This window comes from Poseidonocella sp. HB161398 (genome assembly GCF_005870025.1).
In the GTDB taxonomy this organism is placed as follows: domain Bacteria; phylum Pseudomonadota; class Alphaproteobacteria; order Rhodobacterales; family Rhodobacteraceae; genus Mangrovicoccus.
Map to the genome: position 1 here is coordinate 122,783 of NZ_VATA01000004.1, position 24,362 is coordinate 147,144.

At 69.6% G+C, this 24,362-nt stretch carries 24 protein-coding genes; 9 read left to right on the forward strand and 15 right to left on the reverse strand.

Translation table 11 applies throughout. The features are described 5' to 3' along the window. Positions 1-228: 228 nt before the first annotated feature. The 3 genes from FGX59_RS05060 to FGX59_RS05070 form a co-directional block, all read right to left on the reverse strand. Positions 229-1,008 (reverse strand): ATP-binding cassette domain-containing protein, encoded by a 780-nt coding sequence (locus FGX59_RS05060; RefSeq protein WP_138465435.1) that lies wholly within the window; start codon positions 1,006-1,008, stop codon positions 229-231. Further along, positions 1,005-2,084, reverse strand: coding sequence for an ABC transporter permease (locus FGX59_RS05065; RefSeq protein ID WP_138465436.1), 1,080 nt, complete (start codon positions 2,082-2,084; stop codon positions 1,005-1,007). The genes FGX59_RS05060 and FGX59_RS05065 overlap by 4 nt, the downstream gene beginning before the upstream one ends. A gap of 69 nt (positions 2,085-2,153) precedes the next feature. Further along, positions 2,154-3,173, reverse strand: coding sequence for a sugar ABC transporter substrate-binding protein (locus FGX59_RS05070; protein ID WP_138465437.1), 1,020 nt, complete (start codon positions 3,171-3,173; stop codon positions 2,154-2,156). A 166-nt stretch (positions 3,174-3,339) separates the two neighbouring features. Between FGX59_RS05070 and FGX59_RS05075 the strand changes: the two genes are divergently transcribed. The 5 genes from FGX59_RS05075 (at position 3,340) to FGX59_RS05095 (ending at position 6,946) form a co-directional block, all read left to right on the forward strand. Then, complete coding sequence (locus tag FGX59_RS05075; RefSeq protein ID WP_138465438.1) at positions 3,340-4,512, forward strand: ROK family transcriptional regulator; 1,173 nt, start codon at positions 3,340-3,342, stop codon at positions 4,510-4,512. Between the two features lie 39 nt (positions 4,513-4,551). Further along, positions 4,552-5,253 carry a ligase-associated DNA damage response endonuclease PdeM gene (gene pdeM / locus FGX59_RS05080; protein ID WP_138465439.1) on the forward strand — a complete coding sequence of 234 codons (702 nt, stop codon included), beginning with the start codon at positions 4,552-4,554 and terminating at the stop codon, positions 5,251-5,253. Next, positions 5,250-5,678 (forward strand): PaaI family thioesterase, encoded by a 429-nt coding sequence (locus tag FGX59_RS05085; protein WP_138465440.1) that lies wholly within the window; start codon positions 5,250-5,252, stop codon positions 5,676-5,678. Before pdeM ends, FGX59_RS05085 begins: the two co-directional genes overlap by 4 nt. A gap of 99 nt (positions 5,679-5,777) precedes the next feature. Continuing rightward, positions 5,778-6,425 carry a hypothetical protein gene (locus FGX59_RS05090; protein ID WP_138465441.1) on the forward strand — a complete coding sequence of 216 codons (648 nt, stop codon included), beginning with the start codon at positions 5,778-5,780 and terminating at the stop codon, positions 6,423-6,425. Next, positions 6,422-6,946: a DUF1036 domain-containing protein gene (locus tag FGX59_RS05095; RefSeq protein ID WP_138465442.1), complete on the forward strand. Its 525-nt coding sequence runs from the start codon at positions 6,422-6,424 to the stop codon at positions 6,944-6,946. Before FGX59_RS05090 ends, FGX59_RS05095 begins: the two co-directional genes overlap by 4 nt. A 6-nt stretch (positions 6,947-6,952) precedes the next feature. On the opposite strand, the gene folD is transcribed toward FGX59_RS05095, so the two are convergent. From folD to FGX59_RS05115, 4 genes are all read right to left on the reverse strand, one after another. Next, complete coding sequence (gene folD, locus FGX59_RS05100) at positions 6,953-7,855, reverse strand: bifunctional methylenetetrahydrofolate dehydrogenase/methenyltetrahydrofolate cyclohydrolase FolD (RefSeq protein ID WP_138465443.1); 903 nt, start codon at positions 7,853-7,855, stop codon at positions 6,953-6,955. Between the two features lie 22 nt (positions 7,856-7,877). Then, complete coding sequence (locus FGX59_RS05105; protein ID WP_370295762.1) at positions 7,878-8,216, reverse strand: chorismate mutase; 339 nt, start codon at positions 8,214-8,216, stop codon at positions 7,878-7,880. 96 nt (positions 8,217-8,312) lie between these two features. Continuing rightward, on the reverse strand, positions 8,313-8,924 hold the full coding sequence (locus FGX59_RS05110; protein WP_138465445.1) for a sulfurase: 612 nt from the start codon (positions 8,922-8,924) through the stop codon (positions 8,313-8,315). A gap of 3 nt (positions 8,925-8,927) precedes the next feature. Continuing rightward, complete coding sequence (locus tag FGX59_RS05115; RefSeq protein WP_138465446.1) at positions 8,928-9,722, reverse strand: methyltransferase domain-containing protein; 795 nt, start codon at positions 9,720-9,722, stop codon at positions 8,928-8,930. 1,055 nt (positions 9,723-10,777) lie between these two features. On the opposite strand from FGX59_RS05115, the gene FGX59_RS37470 reads away from it, so the two are divergent. Together FGX59_RS37470 and FGX59_RS05120 are read left to right on the forward strand one after the other, a co-directional pair. After that, the gene (locus FGX59_RS37470) at positions 10,778-10,921 is read left to right on the forward strand and encodes a hypothetical protein (RefSeq protein ID WP_171060515.1); all 144 of its coding nucleotides are present in this window, start codon (positions 10,778-10,780) and stop codon (positions 10,919-10,921) included. Between the two features lie 420 nt (positions 10,922-11,341). After that, positions 11,342-11,854, forward strand: coding sequence for a DUF1697 domain-containing protein (locus FGX59_RS05120; RefSeq protein WP_138465447.1), 513 nt, complete (start codon positions 11,342-11,344; stop codon positions 11,852-11,854). A gap of 63 nt (positions 11,855-11,917) precedes the next feature. On the opposite strand, the gene ftsH is transcribed toward FGX59_RS05120, so the two are convergent. From ftsH to FGX59_RS05145, 5 genes are all read right to left on the reverse strand, one after another. Further along, positions 11,918-13,837 carry an ATP-dependent zinc metalloprotease FtsH gene (gene ftsH / locus FGX59_RS05125; protein WP_138465448.1) on the reverse strand — a complete coding sequence of 640 codons (1,920 nt, stop codon included), beginning with the start codon at positions 13,835-13,837 and terminating at the stop codon, positions 11,918-11,920. Between the two features lie 76 nt (positions 13,838-13,913). Beyond that, the gene (gene tilS, locus FGX59_RS05130) at positions 13,914-15,146 is read right to left on the reverse strand and encodes a tRNA lysidine(34) synthetase TilS (protein WP_138465449.1); all 1,233 of its coding nucleotides are present in this window, start codon (positions 15,144-15,146) and stop codon (positions 13,914-13,916) included. Next, positions 15,143-15,967, reverse strand: coding sequence for a tetratricopeptide repeat protein (locus FGX59_RS05135; RefSeq protein ID WP_138465450.1), 825 nt, complete (start codon positions 15,965-15,967; stop codon positions 15,143-15,145). Before FGX59_RS05135 ends, tilS begins: the two co-directional genes overlap by 4 nt. Position 15,968: 1 nt before the next feature. Continuing rightward, a complete protein-coding gene (gene pal / locus FGX59_RS05140; RefSeq protein ID WP_138465451.1) occupies positions 15,969-16,490 on the reverse strand; it encodes a peptidoglycan-associated lipoprotein Pal in 522 nt (173 codons plus the stop codon). A 113-nt stretch (positions 16,491-16,603) separates the two neighbouring features. Continuing rightward, positions 16,604-16,963: a rhodanese-like domain-containing protein gene (locus tag FGX59_RS05145; RefSeq protein WP_138465452.1), complete on the reverse strand. Its 360-nt coding sequence runs from the start codon at positions 16,961-16,963 to the stop codon at positions 16,604-16,606. A gap of 292 nt (positions 16,964-17,255) precedes the next feature. Between FGX59_RS05145 and FGX59_RS37475 the strand changes: the two genes are divergently transcribed. Further along, the gene (locus FGX59_RS37475; RefSeq protein WP_171060516.1) at positions 17,256-17,531 is read left to right on the forward strand and encodes a hypothetical protein; all 276 of its coding nucleotides are present in this window, start codon (positions 17,256-17,258) and stop codon (positions 17,529-17,531) included. 1,003 nt (positions 17,532-18,534) lie between these two features. Here the strand turns inward: FGX59_RS37475 and FGX59_RS05155 are convergent. From FGX59_RS05155 to FGX59_RS05165, 3 genes are all read right to left on the reverse strand, one after another. Next, positions 18,535-19,929, reverse strand: coding sequence for a TRAP transporter large permease (locus FGX59_RS05155; protein WP_138465454.1), 1,395 nt, complete (start codon positions 19,927-19,929; stop codon positions 18,535-18,537). 6 nt (positions 19,930-19,935) lie between these two features. Further along, positions 19,936-20,640 carry a TRAP transporter small permease gene (locus FGX59_RS05160; protein WP_138465455.1) on the reverse strand — a complete coding sequence of 235 codons (705 nt, stop codon included), beginning with the start codon at positions 20,638-20,640 and terminating at the stop codon, positions 19,936-19,938. Positions 20,641-20,713: 73 nt separating this feature from the next. Then, positions 20,714-21,706, reverse strand: a complete 993-nt coding sequence (locus tag FGX59_RS05165) for a TRAP transporter substrate-binding protein (protein ID WP_138465456.1) — start codon at positions 21,704-21,706, stop codon at positions 20,714-20,716. Between the two features lie 635 nt (positions 21,707-22,341). On the opposite strand from FGX59_RS05165, the gene FGX59_RS05170 reads away from it, so the two are divergent. Beyond that, the gene (locus FGX59_RS05170) at positions 22,342-24,144 is read left to right on the forward strand and encodes an autotransporter domain-containing protein (protein ID WP_138465457.1); all 1,803 of its coding nucleotides are present in this window, start codon (positions 22,342-22,344) and stop codon (positions 24,142-24,144) included. Positions 24,145-24,362: the final 218 nt, after the last annotated feature.

Here is a 24,362-nt window from a genome sequence, read left to right on the forward strand (position 1 = left end):
CGCCGCGCGGCCCGGGACCCGCGGGTGTTCAGCTTCGCCATGATCCGGGAGAGCCCCGAGGCGCTGACGGCCTTCGCGGGCGGGGACTGTGCCCAGCCCGAGGGCGCCTTCGCCGAGTCGCGGACGATCCGCCACTGCGACCTGGCAGAGGCACGAAAAACGGCCCTCCGGGGGATGCGCCGGAGGGCCGGACCCGGCGCGGCGGCCGGGAAGGCAGTGCCGCGGCCGTCAGGCCGCGGCGCGTCCCGCGGGCGGTTCCTTCGCCCCGGTCATGAAGGCCACCGCATCGGACATCGTGTACTCGTCCGGGCGGACCACGCAGAGCCTGCGCCCCAGCCGGTGGACATGGATCCGGTCGGCCACCTCGAAGACATGGGGCATGTTGTGCGAGATCAGGATGATCGGGATCCCGCGCGAGCGGACATCCTGGATCAGGTCCAGGACCCGGCGGCTCTCCTTCACGCCGAGCGCGGCGGTGGGCTCGTCGAGGATGATGACCTTGGACCCGAAGGCCGCGGCGCGCGCCACCGCGACGCCCTGGCGCTGGCCGCCCGAGAGCGTCTCCACCGCCTGGTTGATGTTCTGGATCGTCATCAGCCCCAGCTCGCTGAGCTTGTCGCGGGCGAAGGCCTCCATCGCCGGGCGGTCGAGCATGCGCAGGTACTTGCCGCGCCAGTCCTTGCGGCGCAGCTCGCGCCCCATGAACATGTTGTCGGCGATCGACAGCGCCGGGGACATGGCGAGGGTCTGGTAGACCGTCTCGATTCCCGCCGCGCGCGCCTCGATCGGCGAGGCGAAGGCGATCTTGCGGCCCTCCAGGTAGATCTCGCCGGCATCGGGGGTCACCGCCCCCGAGATCGCCTTGATCAGCGTCGACTTGCCCGCGCCGTTGTCGCCGATCACCGCCAGGATCTCGCCCGGCATCAGCTCGAAATCGCAATGGTCGAGCGCGGTTACCTTGCCGTAGCGCTTGACCAGCCCGCGGGCCCTGAGAATGGGATCCGTCATGCCGACACCTTCCTGATCCACTGATCCACCGAGACGGCGACGATGATGAGCGCGCCGATGAGGAGATAGGTCCATTGCGGGTTCGCCCCCGCCATGCGCAGCCCCAGTTCGAACACGCCGACGATCAGCGCGCCGAAGAAGGCGCCGAGGATCGAGCCGCGCCCGCCGAAGAGCGAGATGCCCCCGATCACCACGGCGGTGATCGCCTGGATATTGCCGATCACGCCGGTCGTGGCCGAGGGCGAGACCGAGCCGAAGCGGCCGATCATCACCCAGCCCGCCAGGCCGCAGATCAGCCCCACGAGCATGTAGACCGACATCAGCGTGCGGTGGACATTGACGCCCGCCAGCGCCGCCGCCTCGGGGTCGTCGCCGACCGCGTAGACATGCCGCCCCCAGGCGGTGGAGCGCAGCGCATAGGCCAGCCCCAGCACCAGGACCAGCATCAGCACCACCCCCAGCGTGAAGGTCGCCCCGCCGATCTGGAACTTGGCGCCGAGGAACTGCAGGAAGGCGGCATCGGCCTCGATGTCCTGGGCGCGGATGGTCTCATTCGCGGAATAGAGGTAGTTCGCCGCCAGCACGATCTGCCACATGCCCAGCGTCACGATGAAGGGCGGCAGCTTGACCTTGGAGACCAGCCAGCCGTTGACCGCGCCGATCGCCGTGCCGCAGGCCAGGCCGCAGACCACCGCGAAGAAGGGCGGGATCCCGTAGCGGAAGGTGAACTGCCCCATGATGACCGAGCTCAGCACCGCAAGCGCACCGACCGACAGGTCGATCCCCGCGGTCAGGATGATCAGCGACTGCGCCGCGGCCAGCACGCCGACGATCTGCACCTGCTGCAGGATCAGCGTCAGCGCGAAGGGCGAGAAGAACTTGCCCCCCAGAAGCGCCCCGAAAAGGCCGAGCGCCACGATCAGCACGATCAGCGGCACCAGCGCGGGGGTTGAGTGCAAGACGTCGTGAAAGCGCCCGACTAGCCCCTTGCGATGCGGCTCGAAGGCGGCGACATCGCGCGTGGCATCCCGGGCTGCCGCCTCGAAATTCTCGGGCTGCGCGGTATGCGAGGACATTCTGGTCCCTCCCTGGACTGCGTGTTCGGACGGGTCGGGGCGCCCCTCCCGGGCGCCCCCGCGCCGGGGTCAGCCCCAGCAGAGATCCTTGCCGTCGGCGACCGGGATCGACTCCACGCCCTCGGCGGGCTTGTCGGTCACCAGCGCGACGCCGGTATCGAAGAAGTCCTTGCCCTCGGTGGCGGCGGGCACGGTGCCGTCGCGGGCGAAGGCGGCAATCGCCTCGATCCCCTTCGAGGCCATCAGCAGCGGGTACTGCTGCGAGGTGGCGCCGATCACCCCGGCCTCGACATTGGCCACGCCCGGGCAGCCGCCATCGACCGAGACGATCAGCACGTCATTCTCGCGCCCGACCGATTTCAGCGCCTCGTAGGCGCCAGCCGCGGCCGGCTCGTTGATCGTGTAGACGACATTGACGAAGGGATCGGTGGCCAGGAGGTTCTCCATCGCCTTGCGGCCGCCCTCCTCGTTGCCCTGGGTGACGTCATGGCCGACGATGCGCGGATCGCTTTCGTCGCCCCATTTCATCGGATCGCCCAGCTCGATGCCGAACCCCTTGAGGAAGCCCTGGTCGCGCATCACGCCGACCGTCGGCTGCGACACGTCGAGGTCGAGCATCGCGATCTTGGCGTCCTTGGCGGCGTCTCCCAGCGTCGCCGCCGCCCATTGGCCGATCAGCTCGCCGGCCAGGAAATTGTCGGTGGCAAAGGTCATGTCGGCCGCCTCGATCGGGTCGAGCGGCGTGTCGAGCGCGATCACCAGGATGCCCGCCGCCCGCGCCTGCTCTACCGCGGGCACGATGGCCGAGGTGCTCGAGGCGGTCAGCAGGATGCCCTTGGCGCCATTGGCGATGCAGGTCTCGATCGCGTTGACCTGGCTTTCATTGTCGCCGTCGACCTTGCCGGCATAGGCGTTCAGCTCGATCCCCAGCTCCGCCGCCTTGGCCGCGGCGCCCTCGCGCATCTTCACGAAGAACGGGTTGGTGTCCGTCTTGGTGATGATGCAGGCGCCGACATCGTCGCCGGCCGCATAGGCGCCGGTCGACAGGCAGGCAAGCAGGATGGCGCTGGTGGCCGTAATCGTCTTCATGAATGTTCCTCCCTACGGCAATTCGCAGCGGTCCTCTCCGCTACGAGTCGCGTGTTCTCCGTCCCGGAGATGTGTTCAGTTACGGATGTTGACGGCGCCCTGTCAATAAGTAAATCCAGTTGATTTATTAATCGGCCGGGGCAAGAGTAGTGATCGGGAGGATGCGATGGACGGCAACGAGATCAGGGACCTGGGCGCAGGCGCCAACCAGACCGGGGTGCGCGCCCATAACGAGCGGCTGATCCTGACCCTGATCCAGCGCCATGGCGCGATGGCGGGATCGGACATCGCCAAGCGGACCGAGCTGTCGGCGCAGACCGTGTCGAACATCCTGCGCAAGCTCGAGACCGAGGGATTCCTGGTCCGCGGCGAGCCGCAGCGCGGCCGCGTCGGCAAGCCCTCGGTGCCGATGGCGCTCGATCCCGACGGGGCGCTCTCCTTCGGGCTGAAGATCGGGCGGCGCTCGGCCGATCTGGTGGTGATGAACCTGCATGGCCAGGTGCTGGGCCAGAGCCAGCTGACCTACCGCCATCCGATGCCCGCGCAGATCTTCGGCTATCTCGAAACCGGCATGGCCGGGCTTTCCGCCGCGCTGACCCCGCGCCAGCAGGAGCGGCTCTGCGGCATCGGCATCGCCGCGCCGCTGGAGATCTGGAGCTGGCCCGAGCCCTTCGCCGCCCCCGGCGACATGGCGGTCTGGAAAGGGCTCGACTTCGCCGAGGAGGTCGCGCGCTTCTCGGCGCTGCCGCTCTTCACCGTCAATGACGCCACCGCGGCGGCCCGGGCGGAGCATGTCTTCGGCCGCGGCCGGCAGTACCGCGACTACGCGTATTTCTTCCTCGGCTCCTTCATCGGCGGCGGCATCGTGCTGAATTCCACCGTCATCGAAGGGGCGCAGCGCAATGCCGGGGCGCTTGGCTCGCTGCGGGTCGAGGGGCCGGACGGGCAGATGCAGAGCCTGCTCGACACCGCCTCGATCTACCTGCTGGAAGCCGCAATCGAGGAGGCGGGCGGCGACACCGCCGCGCTCTGGCGCCAGCCGCAGGACTGGTCGGGATTCGCCGCCCACCTCGAGCCCTGGATCGCCCGCTCGGCCGCCGCCATTGCCCAGGCCGCCCGCGCCGCCTGCGCCGTCATCGATTTCGAGGCGGTGCTGATCGACGGCGCGGTGCCGCCCGCGGTGCGCGACGAACTGGCCCAGCGGGTCGCTGCCGAACTGGCCGCGCTCGACATGCGCGGGATCCTCCCGCCGCGGGTGGCGCCGGGCTCGGTCGGGTTCAATGCCCGCGTCATGGGCGCGGCCTCGGCGCCGATCCATGCGCAGTTCCTGATGACCTGACCCCTTGCGCGCCCTGCCCGCTTGCGGCACCACCCGGCCATGACCGCCCATCGCTTCGATCTGGCGGGCGCGCCGCTCGAGGCGCGGCCCGCAGGCACGCTCCACTGGCCCGCCGAGCGGCTGCTCTGCGTCTCGGACCTGCATCTGGGCAAGGCGGAGCGGATCGCGCGCCGGGGCGGCGCGATGCTGCCGCCCTACGAGACGCTCGACACGCTGCACCGGCTCTCGGCCGAGATCGCCGCGACGGATCCGGCGGTGGTCGTGGCGCTCGGCGACAGTTTCGACGATCTCGCGGCGGCCGGGCATCTGCCCGGGGAGGCGCGCGGGCTGCTGATGGCGATGGCGGCCGGGCGGCGCTGGATCTGGATCGAGGGCAATCACGACGCGGGCCCGGTCGACCTGCCGGGCAGCCATCTGGCCGAGCTCGCCCTCGGCCCGCTTCTCTTCCGCCATATCGCAAGGCCCGGCGCGGCGCCCGGCGAGATCTCGGGGCACTACCACCCCAAGGCGCGGCTCGGCGGGCAGCGGCGCTCCTGCTTCCTGATCGACGCGGCCCGGGCGATCCTGCCGGCCTTCGGCACCTATACCGGCGGGCTCGACTGCCTCGACCCGGCCTTCGCCCCGCTGATGGGCCCCGGGGCGCTGGCGGTGCTGACCGGGCGGCGCGCCCTGCCCGTGCCGCTCCAGCGGCAAGATGCCCGCTCCCCCGGCCGCGGGTCGCGCCGCAGCATGGCGCCATGAGCCAGTCCCCGATCCCGCCCCGAATCGCCCGGAACTTCGCCCGCCAGGGCCTGATGCAGACGCTGGGCGCCGTGCTCGAGGAGGTCTCCCCGGGGCGCTGCGTCCTATCGGTGCCGATCACCCCCGCCGTGTCGCAGCAGCAGGGCTTCGCCCATGCCGGGCTGGGCTTCTCGGTCGGCGACAGCGCGGCGGGCTATGCCGCGCTCACGCTGATGCCCGAAGAGGCCGATGTCGTCTCGGTCGAGGTCAAGATGAACATGCTGCGCCCGATGGTCGGCACCCGCCTGATCGCCACCGGCACGGTGCTGCGCGCCGGGCGCCAGATCACCGTGGTGCGCGCCGATATCGAGGCCGAGGATGCCGAGGGCGCCCGCAAGCTGGTCGGCGCGATCCAGGGAACGATGATGGCGGTCTTTCCCGCATAGCGGGTATTTCCCTCCGTTTTCCCGCATAGCGGGAATACGACCCTTGTTTACCATACGTAAATTTTCTACCCTCGCTGCCATCCGGGACAGGGGGGTCACATGCGTTCGCCTGATCTGCGTCCGCTCTGGGTTGCTGCCAGCATCGTCGCGGCCTTCGCCGCGCTCTTCCTTTTCGTGCGGATCGAGGCGCGCAACGCCCCCGGCCCGTTCGAGCTCGACCCCGCGCGGACGATCGAGGATTACAGCGCCGATTACGAGCGCGCCCGCTTCGCCTTCTCGATCTGGACGCTGTCGGAGACACGGCGGGTCTATGACTGGAACAGCCGCGCCTCGCAGTACCTTTTCTGGGTCTCGATGCTGGTCTCGGTCAGCGGCGTCGCCTTCGCCTTCTGGCAGTTCTCGCAGGCCAGCCGCTTCCTGCAGAGGATCGGCGAGCGCGACGAGGTCGAATTCCGCAACCAGATGGTCAGCATCTCGGTCAAGACCGGGTCGATGGCGACGCTGGTGCTGGTGATCTCCATCGCCTACCTGCTGATCTACGTGCAGTTCGTCTACGAGGTGAAGCCCGGCCCGCAGGTGCTGGTCGAGGTGCCCGCGCCGCATCTCGAAGCGACGAGCCGCGACGCGGTGGAAAGTGCCGCGAGCAATCCGGACCTGGCGGTCATCGGCCCGCCCGAAGAGCCCGGGGCACCGGCCGCGGACGGCGGCGTGACCTTCCGGACCGTTCCCGGGGGCGAGGCGCCATGATCCTCCGCAGCCTCCTTCTCGCCTGCGCCCTCGCGGCGGCGGCACTGCCGGTCCAGGCCGCCAGCAACCGGGCGAGCCCGTCGCAGGTCGGCGGCGGCGACCGCGGCGGCGGCACCTCGCCCGACAGCGGCACGGCGACGGGCAGCGGCACGCGCGAGATGAGGGAAGATGGCGGCGACGCCGGGCCCGACAGCACCGCCCGGCCCGAGGCCTGGTCGCTCTGCAACTACAGCAGCGAGTCCGCGCTCGACGCCGTCATCGCCTGGCAGCGCGACGGCAGCTGGCAGAGCTCGGGCTGGCAGCGCATCCGCCGCTCGGACTGCCTGCGGATCTCGGGCCTGCCGGGGCGCTATGTCTATTTCTATGCCAGCGGCGGCGGCCGCGCCTGGGGCGGCGACCAGAGCCTCTGCCTGTCGCAGGACGGCACGCAGATCCCGCGTGCCGCGCCCTGCCCGGCGGGCAGCCGCAGCGTGCCCTTCCAGCGGGTGCTGCTGCTGGTGCCGCAGACGCTGCTGCGCTAGCCGCGCTCAGACCGTCAGCACGTCCGGCACGGGCAGGCCGTTGGCCTGGCAGGTCGCCGTCACGGTATTGGCCAGCAGGCAGGCGATGGTCATCGGACCCACCCCGCCCGGCACCGGCGTGATCGCGCCCGCGACCTCGGCCGCCTCGTCATAGGCGACATCGCCGACCAGACGGGTCTTGCCCTCGCCCTTCTCGGGCGCGTCGATGCGGTTGATGCCGACATCGATCACCGTCGCGCCGGGCTTGATCCAGTCGCCCTTGACCATCTCGGGACGGCCGACCGCGGCGACGACGATATCGGCATTGCGCACCACCGCGGGCAGGTCCCTGGTGCGCGAATGCGCCACCGTCACCGTCGCCGAGGCATTGGTCAGCAGCTGCGCCATCGGCTTGCCGACGATGGTCGAGCGGCCGATCACCACCGCGTTCAGCCCCGAGAGATCGCCGAGCCGGTCCTTCAGCAGCATCATGCAGCCCAGGGGCGTGCAGGGCACCAGCGCCGGGATGCCCGCGACCAGGCGGCCGACATTCTGCGGATGGAAGCCATCGACGTCCTTCGCCGCCGAGATCGTCTCGATCACTTCCTGCTGGTCGAGCCCCTTCGGCAGCGGGAACTGCACCAGGATGCCGTTCACCGCGCGGTCGGCATTGAGCGTGCGCACCAGCGAGATCAGCTCGCCCTGGCTGACATCGGCCGGCAGGCGGTGGGCATAGGAGTTCATCCCGACCTCGACGGTCATCTTCTCCTTGGAGCGGACATAGACCTGGCTCGCGGGGTCCTCGCCCACCAGCACCACGGCCAGGCCGGGAACCAGCCCGTGCTCGGCCTTCAGCCGCGCCACCTCTTCCGCCACCTGCGCCCGCAGCCCTGCCGCGAATGCCTTGCCGTCGATCCGTTCCGCTACCATGTCGGAGCTCTCCGTTGCCGTCTCACGCCTCGCCTGCGGAGGGACGCGCAACTGCCGGAGGCTCCGGCGCATCCGCGGCGGAGGTCCCGGCATCGCCATGGCCCAGCTCCGCCTGTTCCCGCGCGATAGACCATTCGATCAGGCTGCGCCAGAGCGATGCCGCCAGATCCGGGTCGAAGCCGCGCGCCAGCGCCGAGGCGCGGACATTGGCGATGACCTGGGCGACGCGGGACTCGATGCGCGCGGGCAGCCCCTCGGCCGGTTTCAGCTCGATGGCCCGGTCGATGCAATCCTGCCGCAGCCGCAGCATCTCGATCAGGCGCCGGTCCAGCGCATCGATTGTCATGCGCAGTTCGGCCATGGACTCACATTCGGATGGCGCTTTCACGGCGTCTCCCCACAACGCTACAAGATTCACCGCGCAAGAATGGCGGCCCCGGCAGCGATCTTCAAGGCGTCAGCGCGACACGCCCCTGGCCTCGGACAGATGCGGCCAGGCGGGCTGGTCGGGCACATGCAGCCGCAGCTCCTGGCCGAGCTCCAGCACGCCCTCGCGCTCCACCCAGGCGGTGACGCCGCGCCGGTTCGCCGCCGCTTTGCGGAAGCTCGCGGCCAGCCTGTCGCGCCCGGTGGCCGCGCGGATCACCGGATCGGGCAGATGGCAGGGCCGGTTCTGCATGTCGATGACCAGCGTCGCGCCGTCGGGCCCCTGCAGGCGGCTCGAGGGCGGCAGCAGCGACAGATGCGGCAGCCCCGCCAGGCAGAGCGTCGCGCCGATCCAGGCGGGCTCCAGCCGCTCCAGCCCCAGCACGGCCGCGGTTTCGGCCAGCTCCTCCTCCGACACGACCGAAAGCTGGCGGACGTTGCGGATCGGCGTGCCGCGGCGATGCTGGGCGCTGACCCGGCTGCAGGCGGGACGCAGCGCGCCGCCATGGCTCTCGCCCTCGAGCCCGTCGAAGCCGAGCGCCAGCCGCTCCGCAGGCGACGAGGCCAGCGATCCGTCGCGGTCGCCGACCCGGCCGATCCAGGCGATCCGGGCGGCGAAGCCGGTCGGTTTCAGCGCGGGCACCGCTCAGGCCTCCGGCACGCGCAGGGTGAAGAAGATCCGCCGGAACGGGAACAGCACCGCGCCATCCGCCCGCCGCGGGTAATGCGCGTCGAGCGCGCCGTCGTACGCCCCGAGGAAGCCGGCGGCGTCCTCCGGGCCGAGCCGGTCGAGCACCCGCCGCCCGGCCGTCGACTCGGTGAAGCGGCGCACCGGATGGGCGGCTGCGTCGGGCGGCAGCAGCTGGGCATAGGTGGTTTCCCACAGGCTCGCCTCGCCCAGCCCGTCGAGGATGCGGTCATAGCCCGCGAGGTCGCGGACATCGTCGCGCCAGCCCGACCAGTCGAAGAGCTGCGGATAGAGCGCGCCCGAGATCTCGCGCAGGAGCCGGTGGGAGGGCGCCTCCTGCTGGAAGGGCGCCTGCACCGCCAGCATGCCGCCCGGCGCCAGCATCCCCGCCAGCCGCGGCAGCAGCGTCTCGTGATCCGGCACCCAGTTCAGCGCGGCGTTGGAGAAGATCAGCGCCACCGGCGCCTCGGCGCGCCACTCGGCGATGTCGCCCTGCTCCAGCCGGTGATAAGCGCCGGTCGCCTCGGCTTCCTCGAGCATCGCGGGCGAGCGGTCGACGCCATGGATCTGCCGGTCCGGAAATCGCTGCGCCAGCGCCGGGCCGACCGCGCCGGAGCCGCAGCCGAGATCGACGACCACCCCGGGCGGCAGCAGCGCCACCTGTGCGAGCAAGTCGAGCGCCGGGCGCAACCTGAGGCCGCGGAACCGGTGATAGGCCTCGGGATTCCAGTCGCTTTGCGGCGTCACGGACATGGCAGGCTCCTTGCTATCCTGCCTCCGAGCCTAGGCTTTTCCGGCCCCGCCGCCAAGCCGTCGCACGGCATGCGCCTTCGCACCGGTGACAGCCCCGCTCCGCCCCGGGCCGCGGCCAGTGCCCGCAGCGCCGCCCGGCCCTAGGCGGTGACAGCGCCTGGCCCGCTCGTTGTGCGGAGTCGCCGGAACCGGCCGCAGCGGCACGCGCCCGGAGGCGCCAAAGGAGAGCCCGGCCACGGGGCGCAACCCACCCGCGCGGCCGCGGAACGCCGCGCCCGGCCCGGGCGGCGCGACACGCACAGCATGCCTCAAGGGCCCAGCCAGAACCCGGAACCAGCCGCAGCGGCACGCGCCCGGAGGCGCCAAAGGAGAGCCTGGCCACGGGGCGCAACCCACCCGCGCGGCCGCGGAACGCCGCGTCCGGCCCCGGCGGCGCGAAACGCACGGCATGCCTCAAGGGCCAGCCAGAGCCCGGGACCGCCCCGCGGCAATCCCGGATGGCTGCGCAATACCCGTCGCCGCCAGGGATGCCCGCGACGCACGCCGCGAAAGCCAAGGCCCGGAACGCAGGCGGCCGGCACCGGCCTGACCTGCCAGTTCTGCATGCCCGGTCCTGCGGGCAGCCATCCCGCGGCTGGGCGCCGCTGGCCAGCCGCTTCGCCCCCGGAGGCATTTCGGCGCGCCCGCAAAGGCGACGCCTGCCGGTCCGTCCCCCGCCCTTTGGCCAGGACGTCCCCACGGCAATCACCAAACGCCGCCGCCATATCGCAGAGCACCGACCGCAGCCTGCCGCCACGCGCCCGGCCCGGTGGCGCAAGCCCACTCGCCACCTCCTGCGTTCGCACGTCTCCCTGCCCCGCCTGCCAGCAATCCTCATCCGGGCCGTCCGCGAAAAGCCTCTCAGCCTGTCTTCCCGGTCGGCAGAGAGGCGCATCGTCATGCGGCGCGCACTCGAGCGGTCGGCGGCAGCTCCACAGCTCTGCTTGCTGCGGAGAATGCCGGGCGCTGCGGGCCGCCTGAGTGCCGCGCGACGGGCTCATCGGGATCAGAGCCGGATGGCGATCGCCGCGGCCTGCGCCATCGCGGACCGGTCGGCGACCGGAGAGCGGTGCTATCCTGCGGCGATGCACCACCAGTGCTTCGCCCTTCCGCAGATGATCTCGACGGATGCCGCGATTGCATCGGCGCCCGTGGCGTAGAATCGGCCTGCCGCGGGATTTCCTGACCGAAAGGCAGGCCCGAATTGCCATGGCTTCCAGGTCGATGCGAATCCGGCCGGCCACCTGCCCCCGGCCGGCGAGACGCAGGTCCATCTCGAGCCCGGCTCCGTTGAGCCCCCTCGCGTCTGCATGGCCGCTCCACCACCGCGCACCCGCGAAGGGCCGTATCGGACCGTTCCGGCAGCAGGGGCGCCTTTCCGGTACCGCGCGCCTGCCGACTTGGCTACGGGCCCTTTCACCGGCGGCGGAGGGCACGTCCCGCGGCTCTCCCCGCATTTCCGCACCGGCCTGCCGGGACCGGCAATGGCCGCCCCCCCGGAGCGGCGCTTTGGCGCCTGCGGGACTGCGGCCCGGAAAAGGGACTGCCCTGCCGGGCCCGGCCGCGCTAGCCTTGTGCCCATGACCCGCTATGCCGCCCTCCTGCGCGCCGTGAATGTCGGCGGAACCGGCAAGCTGCCGATGACCGACCTGCGCGCACTCTGCCGCAAAGCGGGCTTCGCGGATGTCGCCACCTATATCCAGTCGGGCAATGCCGTCTTCCGCACGGAGCTCGAGGCCGCCGAGGCGCAGGCGGCGCTCGAGGCGGAGCTGCAGGCCGCGCTCGGCCAGCCGGTCGGCGTCTTCCTGCGCGACAGCCTGGCGCTGGGGAAGATCCTGGCGGAGAATCCCTTCCCCGGCGCGCCGCCCGCGCAGGTCGCGGTGCTCTTCCTCGCCGGAGCGCCCGCGCCGGATCCCGCGTCCCGCGCCCGCGGGCAAACGGACGAGGAGATCGTGGCCGGCGCAAGCGAACTCTATATCCGCTATCCGTCAGGGATGGGCCGCTCGCGGCTCAAGCTGCCCGAGATGGCGGAGGGGACGGCGCGGAACCTGCGGACCGTGGCGAAGCTGGCCGACATGCTCGCCGCGGACTGACCCCGGAATGCAGAAAGGGCCGCCCCCGGGGGACGGCCCTTTCCCGATCCTGATGCCTGCCGCTTACGCGGTGGGCTCGGGCTCCATGCCGGAATCCGAGGGTTTCGAGCGGCCCTTGGTCTTCGGGATCGCCGTCACCGAAGGCGCGTTGCCCGAGGGCGTGCTGCCCTCGTCGTCGTCGCCGCGGTTCAGCGGCTCGCCATTGATCACCTTGGTGATCTCGGAACCGGTCAGCGTCTCGTATTCCAGAAGGCCCTGCGCCAGGCGGTGCAGCTCTTCGCTCTTCTCGGTCAGGATGCGCGTGGCGGTGGCATAGCCTTCGTCCACCAGCTCGCGCACCTTGGAGTCGATGCGATTCTGGGTCTCCTCGGAATGGTCCTTGCCGCCGCCATAGGCACCCAGATAGCTCTGCTGCTCATTGGCGTAGTCGACATAGCCCAGTTCCTTGGCGAAGCCGAACTGGGTGACCATCGCGCGGGCGATCTTGGTCACCTGCTGGATGTCCGAGGCCGCGCCCGAGGTCACGTTCTCCCGGCCGAAGATCAGCTCCTCGGCCACGCGGCCGCCCATCGCCATGGCGATCTTGGAGGTGTACTTCGTGTAGGTCACGCTGAGCTGGTCGCGCTCGGGCAGCGACAGAACCAGGCCGAGCGCCCGGCCGCGCGGGATGATCGTCGCCTTGTGGATCGGATCGTGCTGCGGGACGTTCAGGCCGACGATGGCATGGCCCGCCTCGTGATAGGCGGTCAGCTTCTTCTCTTCCTCGGACATGACCATGGAGCGCCGCTCGGAGCCCATCATCACCTTGTCCTTGGCGTTCTCGAAGTCCTCCATCGTGACGAAGCGGCGGCCGACGCGGGCGGCCATCAGCGCGGACTCGTTCACCAGGTTCGCCAGATCGGCGCCCGAGAAGCCCGGCGTGCCGCGCGCGATGATGCGCAGGTCGACATCGGGGCCCAGCGGCACCTTGCGGGCATGGACGCCCAGGATCTTCTCGCGGCCCTTGATGTCGGGGTTCGGCACCTGGACCTGGCGGTCGAAGCGGCCGGGACGCAGCAGCGCCGGGTCGAGCACGTCGGGACGGTTGGTCGCCGCCACGATGATGATGCCCTCATTGGCCTCGAAGCCGTCCATTTCGACCAGAAGCTGGTTCAGCGTCTGCTCGCGCTCGTCATTGCCGCCGCCATAGCCGACGCCGCGGGACCGGCCCACCGCGTCGATCTCGTCGATGAAGACGATGCAGGGGGCGTTCTTCTTGGCCTGCTCGAACATGTCGCGCACGCGCGAGGCGCCGACACCCACGAACATTTCAACGAAGTCCGACCCCGAGATGGTGAAGAAGGGCACGCCCGCCTCGCCTGCAATGGCGCGCGCCAGAAGCGTCTTGCCGGTGCCCGGAGGGCCCACCAGCAGCGCGCCTTTCGGGATCTTGCCGCCGAGCCGCGAGAATTTCTGCGGGTTGCGCAGGAATTCGACGATCTCCTCGAGCTCGTCCTTGGCCTCGTCGATGCCCGCCACGTCATCGAAGGTCACGCGCCCGTGCTTCTCGGTCAGCAATTTCGCCCGGCTCTTGCCGAATCCCATCGCGCCGCCGCGGCCGCCGCCCTGCATGCGGTTCATGAAGTAGATCCACACGCCGATCAGCAGCAGGAACGGCAGGAAGGTCATCAGCAGCGTCGTGAAGCCGGACTGCTCCTGCGGCCGCGCCGTGACCGAGACGTTGTTGTCGATCAGCTGGCTCGTGATATCGGTCCCCTGCGGGATGATCGCCACGTAGTCCTTGCCGTCGTTTCCGCGGATCAGCGCCTTTTCGCCGTCGAGCGTCACACTGTGGACTTCCCCGGAATTCACCGAGTCCACGAATTCAGAAAAGCTGATCGACCGGGAAGACATGGTCGACTGACCGCCGCTGAACAGGTTGAACAGAGCGAGGATCAGCAGAAACAGGACCACCCAGAAGGCGATGTTTCGCGCGTTGCCCAAGGCAATTCTCCTAATTATGGGCCGGCGCAGGCGGGGCCGGCACGTCCCCTCTAAGATAGACATACGGGCGTGATCTTCAATGAGATAAGAACGATCGTATGAATGCATCCCTGTCGCGGCAGGGCACGGCACGCCATTGTGCGGGAAGAAGCGCAGGCGCCGCAACCAGTTCGCCGTCCTGCCAGAGGCCCGGCGTGACCTGTGCATGCAGCCAGGACAGGCCCGATTCGCGCCATCCCGGCGCTGCGGAGAGCCCCGCCTCGCCCAGGGCCGCGACAGTAAGTCCCGCCATCTGCGGTCCGTCGATCCGCCAGCCCGCCCAGATGCCCGGCACGCCGGCGGCCGCAACGCCCTCGAGCGCGCGCGGCTCCGCCTGGATGCGCAGCCCGCCCTTCTGCGGCACCATCAGGCAGCCATGGAGCGTGTGGCTCCGCCCTGCCGCCAGCGCCGCCTCGGCCTGGCGCAGCGCCGCCAGCCGCGGCCGGTAGGGATTGCCCGAGACAAAGCAGGCGGCGCCCGCGAGCAGCCGCCAGCGGGTCTCGTCGGGCGCCTGCCACAGCGCCTCGCCCAGCGTCACCGCCCCGGCCATGGTTCCGGCGATCCGTTCGGCCAGACGCGCCGCTTCGCGCCCCAGCACCTCGCGCGCCGCGGCCATCCGCGCCGCGGTCTCGGCCAGCCCCTCGGCATCGATGCCCAGATCGCCGCAGGCGGCCAGCATCTGCCGCGCCCGCACCCGGTCGAAGCGCGGGTCGTCATTCGACGGATCGTCCGCCCAGGCGATGCCCTCCGACCGCAGCCAGTCGCGCAGGGCGGCCCGGCGCAGGCCGAGAAGCGGCCGCAGCCACAGGAGGCCCGGCTCCGCCCGGCTCTCCGCCATGCCCGAGAGCCCGTCGACGCCCGAGCCGCGCGCCAGCCGCAGCAGCACCGTCTCCGCCTGGTCGTCGCGGGTATGGCCGAGGCAGACCGCGCCGATGCCGCGCGCCGCCGCCCAGCCGCGGATCAGATCCTGCCGTGCGCGCCGCGCGCTGTCCTGGAGATTGCCGCTGCGGTCCCAGCCCTGCCAGCAGAGGATGTCGTGGCCGAGCCCGAGCGCCGCGGCCGCGCGGCCGACCCCGGCGGCTTCCGCCGCCGATCCCGCCCGCAGCCCGTGATCGACCGTGACCACGCGCCAGTCGCGGCCCGGATCATGGGCCAGCGCGAGATGCATCAGCGCCGTGCTGTCGCTGCCGCCCGAGACCGCGAGCCCGACCGGGCCGGGCCCCGCTGCGGCAAGGCAGCGGGCAAAGCCCTCCTCGTCCGGCCGCGTCACCCGCAGGTCTGGCGGGACAGCGCGGTCTGGGCCTCGCCTGCGGCGGGCGTGCCGGGGAAGCGCGCCTCGACCTGGCCGAGCGTCAGGCAGGCCTCGCGCGTCTGGTTGAGCTGCGCCAGGCTCTGGCCGAGCCCGAGCAGCCCCGCCGAGGCGATGCCCTCGTCCGAGGTCTCGGTCTGGGTGAAGGCCTCCAGATAGGCGCGCCCGGCATCGGCATGGCGGCCGAGCGCGCTGAGCGCCTTGCCGCGGGCCAGATGCGCCGCAGGCGCCAGCGGGCTGCGCGGATAGTCCGACAGGAAGCCCTCGAACCCGTCGAGCGCCGCCGCCGGATCGCCGCCCGCGAGCAGCTCCTTGGCCTTGTCGAATTCCGCCGTCTCGCCGACCGCCAGCTCGGGGCCGGTCTCCGAAGCGGCCGGGGACGAGGGCGACGGAACCGCCAGGCCCGACTGCCCGCCCAGGGGCTCGGGCGGCTGGATCTGGCCCAGATCGCCGCCTTCGAGCTCGGTCAGGCGGAAATTCAGGTCGCCGACGCGGCGCGTGCCGTCATCGACCACGCGGCCGATGCGGTAGTCGAGCTCCTCGGTCTGCGCGGTCAGCTTGCGCAGCTCCGCCTCGAGCCCGTCGAGCCGCTCCAGCGCGCCGCCCGAGACCGCGGCCGGCGCCTCGCTGGCGCCCGAGGGCTCCAGCTCGCGCTTCAGCGCCAGGATCTCGGTATTCAGCGCGCGCAGCTGCAGCCGGATATCGGCCAGCGTCGCGGTCCGGTCCTGCGCCAGCGCTGCCGCCGGCAGCAGCACCGCGCCCAGTAGCAGCGCCCGCAGCATGTCAGACCCCCGCCCCGGCGGTCACGACGGTCACCGCGCGGCGGTTCTTGGCATAGCAGCTCTCTTCCGAGCAGACCTCGATCGGGCGCTCCTTGCCGTAGCTGACGGTCTTCAGGCGGCTGGCGGAAATGCCGCGCGAGATCAGGTAGTCATAGACCGCGCTGGCGCGGCGCGCGCCGAGGGCGAGGTTGTATTCGCGGGTGCCCTGCTCGTCGGCATGGCCCTCGATCACCGCAGTGAAGGAGGGGTTCGAGGACAGCCACTGCGCCTGGCCGTCGAGGATGCCGCGGGCTTCTGCGGTCAGGCCCGAAGTGTCCACCGGAAACAGCACCCGGTCGCCGACGCGGGCCTGGAAATAGGCCGGCGAGGCGGGGTTGGAAATGCCGTCGGCTCCGCTGCCGCTGCCATAGCCGTAGCGGTCGCCGTTCAGATCGGTGCTGCCGGCGAGGTTGTCCGCGCGGTTGCTGCAGGCCGATGTCAGCCCGAGGGCCACGATCAGGCCCAGGGAGGCGATGCGATTCATGAATGGACCCTTAATTCCACTGCTCGTATTGACAGACTGTTTAACAGATCGCTGCGCACCCCACCACTGCCACTCTGGGTCACGAAGGCTTGATCGCGGCACCTTTCCGCCTGTCAGCCTGCGGCCATCCGCTGCGGCGCGCCAGTGGCCATGTCGGTCCCGATATAGGGCAGCCCAGCCGCCTTCCAGGCGCCGAATCCCCCCTCCATATGCGCCAGCGGCAGGATGCCGGCCGCCATCGCCCGCTCGGCCACCCGCGCCGAGCGCAGGCCCGAGCCGCAATGCAGCACGATCCGCTTGCCCTGCTGGGAGGGCAGCGCGCCCGGCACGAAGAAGGCCATCGGCATCAAGAGCGCGCCCTCGACATGCTCCAGCGCGAATTCCGCGGGGGTGCGCACGTCGATCAGCACGATCTCGCCGCCGTCGAGCGCCGCCTTGACCTGCGACGGGCTCCAGTTCTCGAGCTGGGACATCGGGACCACCTTTCCTCTGCGTCCCGCCGGGATGCGGGATCTGGCAGGGTCCAGATAGGCGCAGCGCCGGGCGGCGCACAGATGCGAACTGTCGCATGCAAGCCGGAATGCCGGGAAGTTGGTTAAAATCCCCGCTACTTGACGCGGCGCAGCGGGCATCGGAGGCGCCGAAGTTTACGCCCTGTTCAGCCTGGCTGCGCAATCTCCGCGGGTGACACCCGGGCGACGGCCGCCGCGCCATGCGGATCCCGCCGCCGCCCCGGACCCAGACATCCCGGCATTGGAGGCCGCCATGAAAAAGACTTTCCTCGCCACCGCCCTTATCGGCGCGCTGGCTGCAAACATGTCCCTTGCCCAGTCGGCGGCCCTCGTCGAGGCCACCCAGGCCGCGGGCGGCGCAGGTGCCAGCGCAGGTGCGGGCGCAGGTGCGGGCGTCGGAGCCGGCGCGGGGCTTGCCGGCACGATCGGTCCGGTGGCCATCGGCGCGGGCATTGCCGCGGCGGCTGCCATCGGCGTTGCCGTCGCCATCGCCGCGCAGAGCAGCAGCAGCTCCTCCACCACCCAGTGATCCTGCGGGCACGGGGACGGCCGGGCACCGCGCCCGGCGGCCCCGGACCGTGCGGTGCCTCCCGCTTCGCCGGCCGCGTGCGGGCGGGCACCGCGCGGGCAGGACCGGCCCGCCCCCGACAACCGGACCGCAGGGGAGCAATGTTCCCCGCAGGCTCCGGCGCAGCTTCCCTGACGACAGACTTGCGCACGGAGGTCGGTGCGGGAGGCTGGAGCGACAGAGTTTCCGCAAATTTCCCGCTCGTGCGGACCCTTGCGTGAGCGGACCCTTGAGTGAGAGGCCATGCGCGACGGACGATGCGCGAGGGGCTACGCCCGATGGACGAAGTACGAGCGCCTTGCTCAAGCGACCACGCACGTTGGACGAGGTGCGAACGCCTTTGCTCGACGGACCAAGCACGGTGGAGGAGGTGCGAACGCCCTTGCTCGAGAGACCACGCGCGTTGGACGAGGTGCGAACGCCTTTGCTCGAGGGACCACGCTCGGTGGACGAGATGCAAGCGACCTTGCTCGAGGGATCACGCACGTTGGAGGAGGTGTGAACGCCTTTGCTCGACGGACCATGCGCGATGGACGAGGTACGAGCGCCCTTGCTTGAGGGCCACGCGCGATCGTCTCGGTGCAAGCGCCTCTGCAATAGGGGCAACGCGCGATGGATGATTTTGCGTACGCCTATGCGCGAAGGCCTAAGCGCGATGGACGAACCGCTCGCGCTATCGCGTGCGGATCCCACAACGAACAGGTCTCAGCCGGTGGCCGCTGACCCGATCTCTTGCAGTGCCTTGCCCCAGGCCAGCTGCCAAAGCAATCCGTCCCCGGGCCTGGCACATGCAATGCAAGCCATTGACGGTGGCCGCCGGAAAGCGGGCCTCTGGCAGGCGGCGCGGACAGCCCGTCGCAGAATGCGAAACGGGCCGCCGGCTTGCCTGCCTGCGGCCCGCTGATATCTCGCCGGCGCCTCGGCCGGGTCCGGACCGGAGCGCCCGGAGGCGCCCCGGTCCCGCTCAGTTCGTGATGATCTCCGGCCCCATCATCAGCGTCGGCAGCCAGGTCGACAGCACCGGCACGTAAGTCACCAGGATCAGGAAGACGAAGAGCACTGCCAGGAAGGGCGCGGCGGCGCGCACCACGGCCATCATCGGCATGCCCGCGACCCCCGAGGTCACGAAGAGGTTCAGGCCGACCGGCGGGGTGATCATGCCGATCTCCATGTTCACCACCATGATGATGCCCAGGTGGATCGGGTCGATGCCCAGCTCGATGGCGATCGGGAAGACCAGCGGCGCGACGATCACCAGAAGGCCCGAGGGCTCCATGAACTGGCCGCCGATCAGCAGGATCACGTTCACCATGATCAGGAAGCCGACCGGACCCAGCCCGTAGCCCAGCATCGCCTCGGCGATATGCTGCGGCACCTGCTCGTCGGTCAGGACATGCTTCAGGATCAGCGCGTTGGCGATGATGAACATCAGCGTGATCGTCAGCTTGCCCGCGTCATAGAGCGTCTGCACCGTGTCGCGGTGGAAGAAGGCGGTGACCAGCGCATAGGGCCGCTCCAGCAGCGTCTTGTGGCGGCCGGACTCGCCGCCCGAGAGCGGGCCCATGTCGCGGTAGATGAAGCAGGCGACGATGAAGGCGTAGACTGAGGCCACGGCCGCCGCTTCGGTCGGGGTGAAGATCGCCCCGGTGACGCCCGGGATGCCGTAGATGCCGATCATGATGATGGCGATCAGCATCAGCCCCCAGAAGGCGTCGCGGAACGACGCGCCGATCTCGTCCCAGCCGAGCCATTCGCCCTTGGGCAGGTTCTTGACCTTGGCCATGACGTAGATCGCGACCATCAGCATGCCGCCGGCCATCAGCCCGGGGATCACGCCCGCCAGGAACATCCGGCCGACCGAGACATCGGTGGCGGAGGCGTAGACGACCATCACGATCGAGGGCGGGATCAGGATGCCCAGCGTGCCGGCATTGCAGATCACGCCCGCGGCGAAGTCCTTGGTATAGCCCACTTTCTGCATCGCCGCGATGACGATGGAGCCGATGGCGACCACGGTCGCGGGCGAAGACCCCGAGAGCGCGGCGAAGATCATGCAGGCGAAGACGCCCGCGATCGCCAGCCCGCCCGGCAGGTGGCCGACGCAGGCAATGGCGAAGCGGATGATCCGCTTGGCGACGCCGCCCGTCGACATGAAGGACGAGGCCAGGATGAAGAACGGGATCGCGAGCAGCGTGTAGTGCCCGGCCATCGCCTGGTAGAGCGACTGCGAGACCGAAGCGAGCGAGCTTTCGGAATTGATCAGCAGGAACAGGATCGAGCTGAGGCCCAGCGACACGGCGATCGGCACGCCGATCAGCAGGAGCGCCACGATCACGACGAAGAGGAGAACGATTTCCATCGCGGATCAGTCCTTGTAGTAGGGGTGGTCGTGGTCGTGATGGGTGGCGGAGAGGTCGTCGACCTGATCCTCGGCCTCGTGGCTGACGATCAGGCTGTCATGGGTGCCGTTCAGCACGCCGACCAGCGCCTCGATCACCCGCACCAGCAGCAGCAGGCAGCCCACCGGCAGGATCAGGTAGGGGATCATCCGCGGCAGCTTCTCGTAGCTCTCGCCCTCGTTGAAGACCGGCTCCATCCAGCGCAGCCAGTCGATCATCGGGATCTGGTCGGTCTCGTACCAGGCCTGGTCGCGGCTGTTCTCGAACCCGGTCGGGAACCAGCGCCCCGAGGTGGCGTCGAAGCCGCCGAACGGCGCCCAGTAGTCCCAGGCCCCTTTCAGCAGCAGGAAGGCGTAGAGGATGCAGCAGAGCGCCGAGATCACGCCCAGGATCCTCTGGGTGTTCCGCGGCACGATGTTCAGCACGGCGTCGACGCCCAGATGCGCCGTGATCCGGAAGGCGTGGCTGATGCCGAAGAGCACCAGCCAGGCGAAGAGCACCAGCACGACCTCGAGACCCCAGATGATGGAGTGGTTGAAGACGTAGCGCAGCACGACGTTGACGAAGGTCAGAAGCACCATCGCGCCCAGAAGGAAGGCGATGATGACCTCTTCTGCGCGGGCGACGAACTGCCCGAACATGGTCTGTGGTTGATGTCTCTGCCCGCTCATGGGCGTCTCCCCCGGTGTTGCCGTCGAAAAAGGGGCCGGACGCGCCGCCCGGCCCCTGCCCGCTTGTCGCGGCTTACATGCTTTCGTTGATGGCCTGCGCGGCGGCGATGTTGTCGGCGCCGACATCGCCCTCGAACTGCGCCCAGACCGGCTTCATCGCCTCGACCCAGGCGCCGCGCTGCTCGGGGGTCAGCTCGCGGATCACGCCGCCGGCATCGAGGATCGCCTGGCGGTTCTCCATGTCGACCTCGTTGATCGCGGCATTGCGCTCGGCAGTGACCTCGGCCACGATCGTGGCCAGCTGCTCGCGGACGTCGTCGGGCAGGCTGTCCCACCAGTCGGTGGAGGTCACGACCATGTAGTCCAGCAGGCCGTGATTGGTCTCGGTGATGCCGTCCTGCACCTCGAAGTACTTCTGGCCGTAGGTGTTCGACCAGGTGTTCTCCTGCCCGTCGACCACGCCGGTCTGCAGCGCGCCGTAGACCTCGGAGAAGGCCATCGGCTGCGGGCTGGCGCCCAGCGCCTGCATCTGCGCCACCAGCACGTCGGAGGGCTGGACGCGGAATTTCAGCCCCTTGGCGTCTTCGGGCAGCAGCAGCGGCTTGTTGGCCGAGAACTGCTTCAGCCCGTTATGCCAGAAGCCGAGGCCCACGAGACCGCGCCGCTCCATCGAATGGAGCATGTCCTGGCCCGCCTCCGAGTTCTGGAACGCATCGACCGCTTCCATGTTCTTGAACATGAAGGGCAGATCGAAGATGCGGAATTTCTTGGTGAATTTCTCGAATTTCGACAGCGACGGCGCGGCCATCTGGACGTCGCCCTGCAGCATCGCCTCCAGCACCTGGTCGTCATTGTAGAGCGTGGAGTTCGGATAGACCTCCATGCAGGCCTTGCCGTCCATCTCCGTGTTCACCCGCTCCTGCAGAAGCGAGGCGGCAATGCCCTTGGGATGCTTGTCGGTATTGGTGACATGGCTGAACTTGATGACGATCTCGCCGTCGTCGCAATTGGCGAAAGCGGCAGAGGCGGAAAGCGCCAGAACGGCAACGGTAGTCAGGAATTTCACGAGAAGTCCTCCCTCGTTTCGGTGTCGCGTGCCCGGCAGGGCATGACCCGGTTAAGCAACGATGCGCCTGCCCCAGACAAGCTTCGGGCAAGAAACTTGCGCCGCCGCCAAGTAACCTGCTGAAAACGTGATATTAGTTGACGCATAGCTGGATTGCGCATGACGCATGGCCTGCCGTCCTGTGCGGGATTCCGCACAGCCCCGCGCCCGCTTGTGCGGTTTTCCGCACAGGCGCCGCGATTCGCTGCAGAGCGGCGCAACCCGGGACGCCCGCGCCGGAGCCGCCGCGAATCACCTCCCGCGATTCGCCGCCCTTGCACCGACACCACCGGTCATCACGAAAGATAAATTACTGGTTTCCATAGTTGATTTATTTAGACAAATTTTCCGTCCCACCGGTCCTGCCCGGAAATTAGCCGCCGCATCGCGGCGTCCCCCGGCAGCAGCCGTCCGGAAGGCCTTCGGGCCGAGGTTCCAATGACGACGCGGCAGCCCGGTGGTAAAAGTTAACGATAATTAGAACCAGAAAATCCGTCCCGAGGCGGGCCTGCCCGGCCCGCTGATTTCCGTCCCCGCGGGTCCGTGCCCGCGCATTTCCGCCCCGCAATTCCGGGGCACGCCATAGGAGTATCCCCTTGCTTCGCCACTTCCTGTCGAGCACCGCGCTGGCGGTCTCGGTCATGGGTGCAGGTGCCCTCTGCGCCCAGACCATTCCCGGCACCGTCAATCTCATCTTCGTCGTCGACGAGTCCGGCTCCATGTCCGGAGAGCATTCCTTCCTCGGCGATGTCGCCGCGGATGTGGAATCCTCGCTGAAATCCACCGGCGTCTCGGATGTCCGCTTCGGCCTGACCGGCTTCGGCAGCAGCGCCGATGTCGCCGGGCACGCGATCAATGTCGGCTCCGGCCTGCTCGGCACCTCCACCGAGTTCCAGACCGCGACCGGCACGCTGGTGCTGACCGGCGGGACCGAGGACGGCTATTCCGGCATCGACACCGCGCTGAGCAGCTACGACCTGTCGACCGGCGCGACGACGATCATCCTCGTGACCGACGAGGACCGCGACACGGTCAATTCGGCGCTGGATCTGGGCGCGGTCGCGACCGCGCTCGACGCGAGCCGCGCCGGGATCGTGGTGGTGGTCGATGCCCAGTACCTGTCCGACGGCGAGCTCGAGGCGATCGCCGTGGACGGCAGCACTGCCTATATCCAGGACGGCACCGACCCGGCCAAGGTCGTGACCGACACCTACACGCCCAGCGCCGCCGGGGCCGCGACCTCGAGCCAGGGCACCACGCTGGCCGACTATGTCGACCTGGCGATCAATTCCGGCCTGCCGGGCTGCGCCGCCGACCTGACCATCCTGCGAGAGGGCGGCGATTCCGCGACCGCCTTCTCCGAGGCCTTCATCCAGTGCCTGTCCACCGTCGCCACGGTCGAGGTGATCACCGACAGCGGCACGATCCGCATCCCGATGAACCAGTTCGGCGATGTCGCCCGGACGCTCCTGGCCAACCACCGCGGCGCGATCCGCGGCATCATGCTTATGGCGCCCCAGGGCACCGGCGTCGCGCCGACCGTCACCCAGGACCAGTCGGTCATCAACGACATGTTCGGCATTGCCGGGCTGCGCGGCTATGCGGTGCTGACCGGCTTCCGCGGCGATTTCGACGAGGACGGCCCGAACGCGGCCTTCGACTATGACGGCGGCGGCATCATCATCGGCTCGGATTTCACCCGCAGCCTCGCCGATGCCGGCACGCTGCGCTTCGGCGGCAGCCTGGGCTGGACCCAGCTCAATGCCGATTTCGACGACAGCGACTCCAGCCTCGACGAGGACGGCTACCAGATCAGCCTCTATGCCGGCTTCTGGTCGCAGACCGGCTTCTACGCGCTGGGCGATCTCTACTATGCCAGCCTCGACTACGAGAACGACCGGATCGAGGACGGCACGCGCTATGTCTCGCGCCCCGACGGCGAGCTCCTGGCCGGCGAGATCGAGGCGGGCTACACCCATGTCCTCGCCCCGGGCACGATGCGCCTGACCCCCTTCGCCGCGCTCGGCGCCGAGCAGTTCGAGCTCGACGGCTACGACGAGAACAATGGCGGGGCCACGGCGGAGGATTACGGCACCTTCACCAGCTACGGCAAGCTGGGGCTGCGCGGCGACGCCTACCGGCCGGTCGAGGCGGGCACGCTCTACGGCGCCTTCGAGGTCTCCGCGCTCTTCCCCTTCGACGACAACGACACCGAGCTGGCGCTCTCCCCGGGCTACGAGGCGACGATCGCCGACCGCTCGGCGACCGAATACGGCCTCTCGCTGGAGATGGGCGTGGAGTTCAGCCAGCGCGGCCGGGTCTATGTCCAGTATGCCGGGCGCTATTCGGAGAACCTGACCCAGCACGGCGCCTCGCTCGGGCTGAGCTACGCCTTCTGAGGCCCCGCAGCTTGCGGCGCTTCCCCGGAGCCTGCCCCTGTGGCAGGCTCTTTCCATTATGACCCAGCGCCTTTTCCCCTACGGCCGCCCGCGCGGCCCCCTTCCCGTCAGCCTCGAACAGGACGGCACCGCGCTCGCCATTGCGCGGATCAACGACCTGACCCGCGCCGGGCGGGCCAACTGGTTCGGCCTCCTGGCCTATCTGGCCTTCGTCACGG